General features: G+C 66.2%; 4 protein-coding genes. 2 read left to right on the forward strand and 2 right to left on the reverse strand.

What is annotated here, in order from left to right:
* Positions 1-136 precede the first annotated feature (136 nt).
* Complete coding sequence (locus VGQ94_10360) at positions 137-1,402, reverse strand: Glu/Leu/Phe/Val dehydrogenase (protein ID HEV2022916.1); 1,266 nt, start codon at positions 1,400-1,402, stop codon at positions 137-139.
* 110 nt (positions 1,403-1,512) lie between these two features.
* On the reverse strand, positions 1,513-2,331 hold the full coding sequence (locus VGQ94_10365; protein ID HEV2022917.1) for an MBL fold metallo-hydrolase: 819 nt from the start codon (positions 2,329-2,331) through the stop codon (positions 1,513-1,515).
* 232 nt (positions 2,332-2,563) lie between these two features.
* Here VGQ94_10365 and trpE point away from each other — a divergent pair, with 232 nt between their 5' ends.
* Positions 2,564-4,009, forward strand: coding sequence for an anthranilate synthase component I (gene trpE, locus VGQ94_10370; protein HEV2022918.1), 1,446 nt, complete (start codon positions 2,564-2,566; stop codon positions 4,007-4,009).
* 55 nt (positions 4,010-4,064) lie between these two features.
* Positions 4,065-6,009: protein kinase (locus VGQ94_10375; protein HEV2022919.1), on the forward strand; the 1,945-nt coding region annotated here is incomplete at its 3' end.

Raw genomic sequence — 6,009 nt, forward strand, 5'->3', positions numbered from 1 at the left:
GAACCAGTGTTAGTGGCTCGTAAGTCAGTTGTCAGTGGGCCGGCAAGCACCGCGCGGGCCGGCGCCTGACGCCGAAAACAGGCTGATTATGCTCCGCGCCGCAAGGGGAAAGCAATGAGCCGCGGCCCAGGTGGCGCTAGGCGTAGATGCCGCGCTGGCGGATGGTAAAGGCTACTCGCTCGATGGCCAGCATATACGCGGCCAGGCGGTTGTTGACGTTGTGGGTTTCGGCGAAGCGGACCACATCCTCGAACGACGAGCGCATGATGTGCTCCAGCTGCTCGTTGACCACCGACTCCTTCCAGAAGTAGCCCTGGCGGTCCTGCACCCACTCGAAGTAGGAGGCAGTGACGCCGCCGGCGTTGGCCAGGATGTCTGGGATGACGAAGACGCCCTTCTCACTGAGGATGTCGTCGGCGGCGGCGGTGGTGGGGCCGTTGGCGCCCTCGCACAGGATGCGGGCTTTGACGTTACCGGCGTTCTGGGTGGTGATCTGGTTCTCGGTCGCCGCGGGGAGGAGGATGTCGCAGTCGGTGACCAGCAGCTCGGCGCCGGTGGACTTCTCGGCCTCGGGAAAGCCGGTGAGGGTGTGGTTGCGCTGGCGGTACTCGACCAGGGCGTTGACGTCGAGGCCGTTGCGGTTGTAGATGGCGCCGTCCCACTCGGCCACGCCGATGATGCGGTAGCCGGCGTCGTGCATCAGCCGCGCGGCGTTCGAGCCCACGTTGCCGAAGCCCTGCACGATCACCCGGGTCTCCTCGCGGTTCATGTTGAGCTTCTTGAGGGCCTCGTCACACACCACCATCAGGCCGCGGCCGGTGGCCTCCAGGCGCCCGCGCGACCCGCCCATGTTGATGGGCTTGCCGGTGACCACCGCGGTCACCGTCTGCCGCATGTGCATGGAGTAGGTGTCCATCATCCAGGCCATGGTCTGCTCGTTGGTGCCCAGGTCGGGGGCGGGGACGTCCTTCTCCGGCCCGATGAACTCCACCAGCTCGGCGGTGTAGCGCCGGGTGAGCTTCTCCAACTCAGTCTGGGACATCTTCTTGGGATCGCAAATGATGCCGCCCTTGGCTCCGCCGAAGGGGATGTTGACCACGGCGCACTTCCAGGTCATCCAGGAAGCCAGGGCGCGGACCTCGTCCAGGGTGACGTCCGGGGAGTAGCGCACGCCGCCCTTGGCCGGGCCACGGGCGATGGAGTGCTGCACCCGGAAGCCGGTGAAGACCTCCATTTTGCCGCTATCCATCATCACCGGGATGTGGACGATGATCTCGCGGTTGGGCTGGCGCAGGATCTTGCACAGCCCCTCGTCCAGGTTCAGCTTCTTGGCCGCCAGGTCGAAGCGCGCCGCCTGCGAGTCCCAGGGGTTGATCTCCTGCTCCAGCGAGATGGTCTTCATGGTCATGGCGGCCTCTGCGGGACTGGAAGTATAGAAGAAGCGGTGGCTGGTGGGCTAGTGGCCGCCCTGCGGCGGGCACCCCAGCCGAGGGCGGCTGGGCTACGCGAATCCTAGAGGTGCAGGACCATGCCCTCGGCGGCGGCGCGCACCGCAGGGTAGTGGTTGCGGGCCTCGGTGACGATGCCGTCGATGCAGCTGTCGGGATGGTCGGGGTCGTGGTGGAAGAGGATCAGCTCCTTGGCCCCCGATTCCATCACGATGTTGACCGCCTCGCGCCAGGTGGAGTGCCCCCAGCCTTTCCGGGAGGCGGCGTACTCGTCGGGAGTGTACTGGGCGTCGTAGATCAGCACGTCGGCGCCCTCGGCCAGCTTGCGCACGTTCTTATCGAAGACGGGGTGGCCGGGCTCGTTGTCGGTGGCATAGACCACCACGCGGTTGTCGGTCTCCACCCGGAAGCCCAGGCAGCCTTGGGGATGGTTCAGCCACATGGACTGCACGATGCAGTCGTCGAAGGCGATGCGGTCTTCCTCGATGTCATAGAAGTTGCGGTGCGCCTTCATCTCGTTCATGTCCACGGGGAAATAGGGGTCGGCCATCTGCTCCTCGATGGCCCGCTGCAGGCCGCGGCTGCGGCTGGAGGAGTGGAAGAAGAAATAGTTCTCGGGATTGCTGTACAGCGGCAGGAAGAACGGGATGCCCTGGATGTGGTCCCAGTGGAAGTGGGAGATGAAGACGTGGGCGTACACCGCCTGGCCGGCGGATTCCTGCATCATCTGCTTGCCCAGATTGCGGAAACCGGTGCCGCAGTCGAAGATGTAGAGATGCCCGTTGATGCGCATCTCCACGCAGGAGGTGTTGCCTCCGTAGCGCAGGTTCTCGGGCTGAGGAGTGGGCGTCGAACCCCGCACTCCCCAGAACTTCACTTGCATGCGCTCGCTCCTCCTCCTGCTTCCAAAGCGCCGCCGGACCGATGCTGAACAAAACTCCCTGGGGCCGGCGACGGTTTGGAGATCACTTTGGCCGGTCGGCCGGCCTTCGCCGCTCACCGCGGGGAGACAAGTTGGGTGAGCGATTCGGGGGAGTATACGTCAATCGCGTCTTGCGCCGCCATCGCTTTGCTAGACTGGCTGGACCGTGCCCGACCCTGATTATCGACGGTTTTTGAGCCTCGCCCGCACCTCGACCCTGGTGCCCGTGGTCCGCTCCCTGCCCGCCGACCAGCTCACCCCAGTCTCGGCCTTCCTCCGCTTGGCAGAGGGGGAACCCTATGCCTTTCTGCTGGAGTCGGTTGAGGGCGGCGAGAAGATCGGGCGCTACACCTTCCTGGGCGTGCGGCCGTTCCTCATCCTGAGGGCGAAGGGAAAGGAGATCACGCTGGAGCGTGGCAGCCGACGCCAACGGCGGCGCGGCAGCCTCTTCCCGGTGCTGCGCGAGCTCTTGCGGCGACATCGTCCGGCGGCCGTTCCCGGGCTGCCGCCGTTCACCGGGGGCGCCGTGGGCTTTCTCGCCTATGACGCAGTGCGGCAACTGGAGAAGCTTCCGGCGCGTGCCAAGGACGACCTGAAGTCGCCCGACTGCGTGCTCATGTTCTTCGACCGGGTGCTGGCCTTCGATCATGTGCAGCACCAGGTCCACCTCATCGCCACCGCCGACGTGGCGCGCGAGAGTCCGCGGCGCGCCTACGACCGCGCCCTGGCCGATCTGGCGGCCATCGAGGAGAAACTCGCCGTTGCGCCCAGCGCCGCCAAGGCTGGGAAAAAGCTTCGCGGCGCCATGCGAGTGCGCTCCGCCACTTCGGAGCCGCGCTTTCTGGCCAGCGTCCGCCGGGTGAAGCAGTACATCGCCGCCGGCGACGTCTTTCAGGCAGTGCTCTCCCAGCGCCTCGACTTCGAACCCGGGGTCGCCGCCTTCGACCTCTACCGCGCCCTGCGCCGCGTGAATCCCTCGCCCTATCTCTACTTCCTGCGCATGGGCGATCTGCAGGTGCTGGGGTCTTCTCCGGAGATGCTGGTGAAGGTGACGGGCGACCGCCTCGAGTACCGGCCCATCGCCGGCACGCGTCCTCGCGGCCGGGACGCGGCGGAAGATGCGCGCCGAGAGGAGGAGCTGCGCTCCAGCGAGAAGGAGCGCGCCGAGCACGTCATGCTGGTGGACCTGGGACGCAACGACCTGGGCCGGGTCAGCGAATACGGGTCTGTGAAGGTGCGCGAACTGATGCGCGTGGAGCGCTACTCGCACGTCATGCACCTGGTTTCCTCCATCGAAGGCCGGCTCCGCCCCGAGCTGGACGCGCTCGACGCCCTGGCCGCCTGCTTTCCTGCGGGCACGCTCACCGGCGCTCCCAAGGTGCGGGCCATGGAGATCATTGAGGAGCTGGAGCCGGTGCGCCGCGGCGTCTATGGCGGGGCGGTGCTCTACGCCGACTTCGCCGGCAACCTCGACTCCTGCATCGCCATCCGCACCATGCTGATGAAAGGCAAACGCGCCTACGTGCAAGCGGGCGCCGGCATCGTCGCCGATTCGGATCCCAAGAGCGAACTGGCGGAGTGCCGGAACAAGGCCGAGGCACTGCTGCGCGCCGTGGAAATGGCGCGCTCCAGGCTGTAGCCGGCACCGGGGAAGCAGGCCAGGCCCGCACTTTCGGACTATAATTCCCGAACTCATGGCCATTGCGCCGGGAACACGCCTGGGCCCCTACGAAATCCTGGCCGCAGCGGGCGCAGGCGGGATGGGAGAGGTCTATCGCGCCCGTGACACGCGGCTCGACCGCACGGTTGCCGTCAAGGTCCTCTCCACCCGGCTGGCCGACCGCCCCGACCTGCAAAAGCGCTTCGAGCGCGAGGCCCGCACTATCTCCAAGCTTTCGCACCCGCACATCTGCACTCTCCACGACGTCGGCCAGCAGGAGGGCGTGGACTTTTTGGTGATGGAATACCTGGAGGGCGAGACCCTGGGCCACCGGCTGGAGCGCGGCCCGCTGCCGGTGGAGCAAACGCTGAAGTACGGGACCGAGATTGCTGAGGCGCTGGAAGCGGCGCATCGCCAAGGGATCACCCATCGCGACTTGAAGCCCGGCAACGTGATGTTGACCAAGGCGGGAGCGAAGCTGATGGACTTCGGCCTGGCCAAGCTGGTGGAGCAGCCGGCGCCCGTGGCGGTGGCGCTCTGGGAGATGGCCGACGCGCCCACGCTCCCTTCTGGGGAGAAATCGCTGACGGAGGAGGGCGTCATCGTGGGCACCTTCCAGTACATGGCCCCGGAGCAACTGGAGGGCAAGGAAGCCGACGCCCGCACCGACATCTTCGCCCTGGGGATGGTGCTGTACGAGATGGCGACCGGGCACCCAGCGTTCACCGGCAAGACCAAGGCTAGCGTGATTGCGGCGATTCTCTCGTCGGAGCCGAAGCCCCTCCGGGACGTGCAGCCGATCACGCCGGCGGCCCTCGACCGTTTGCTGCGTGTGTGCTTGGCCAAGAATCCCGATGAGCGCTGGCAGAGCGCACACGACATCAAGCTGCAACTGGAGGGCATCCGCAACGGCGAAGAAGTGGCAGCGCCGACCGCCCGCCGGGCCGCGCCCATGTGGCGCTGGATAGTGGTCGCCGTGCTGCTGGCAGCGCTGGCTGGATATGCCGGAGGAAGGTGGGGACGAAGCGAGCCCACGAAGGCGCCGGTGTACCGCACCGCGCTCCCGCCGCCTGCGGGACATTTTTACGTCGCCTACGATTTTGCGATCTCTCCCGACAGCAGTCGCCTGGCGTTCACGGCAACCAGCGCGGACGGCGTGACGACATTGTGGGTGAAGTCGCTGGCCACCAACACGGACCAGGAAATCTCGGGTACGCAAGGTGCGGTTTACCCGTTCTGGTCTCCCGATGGACGAGCGATCGGCTTCTTCGCGGAAGGAAAACTGAAGAAGGCCGATCTGGCAACGGCGGGCGTGCAAACGATCTGCGATGCCCTCGTTGGCCGGGGCGGCTCGTGGAATCGTGACGGCACCATCGTGTTCGCGCCACACATCGGAGCGGCTCTGGCCGGTGTGTCGGCCGATGGCGGCGTGCCCGTGCCTGCGACCAAGCTCCATGAGCCCAACGAGAGCCACCGCTGGCCCACGTTCCTCCCGGACGGGCGCCATTTCCTCTACTTCGTTGACTGGTCGGGAGGGCGGGACGGCCTGTACGTAGGATCCCTCGAGGCGGGGGAGGGTGTCCTCTTGTCCGCCGATATTCGCGGCAACGTAGCCTTTGCCGCTGGGCACGTGCTGTTTGTACGCGACGGAACTCTGTATGCGCAGCCGTTCGACACGGAGAAGCTGCGCTTCACCGGTGACCCCGTTGCCATCGTGAATCAGGATTTGGAGCAGGATCCAGGATTCGGCAAAGTGGGGTTTTCCGCGTCCGAGTCGGGCGCGCTCGTGTACCAATCGCGCCGCTCCTACAGTTCGCGCCTGGTGTGGTTCGATCGCTCCGGCAAGGAAATGGAGGCGGTCGGGGACGCCGCATCGTACGAGCCCAGGTTGTCATCCGATGGACGCTGGCTCGCCGTGACCCTCGACGTCGCCACCAACGGTCATTCTCGTGTGCACGTAGTGGACCTGAGACGCGGGA

The sequence above is a fragment of the Terriglobales bacterium genome, from assembly GCA_035937135.1.
Lineage (GTDB): Bacteria > Acidobacteriota > Terriglobia > Terriglobales > Acidobacteriaceae > DASYVL01.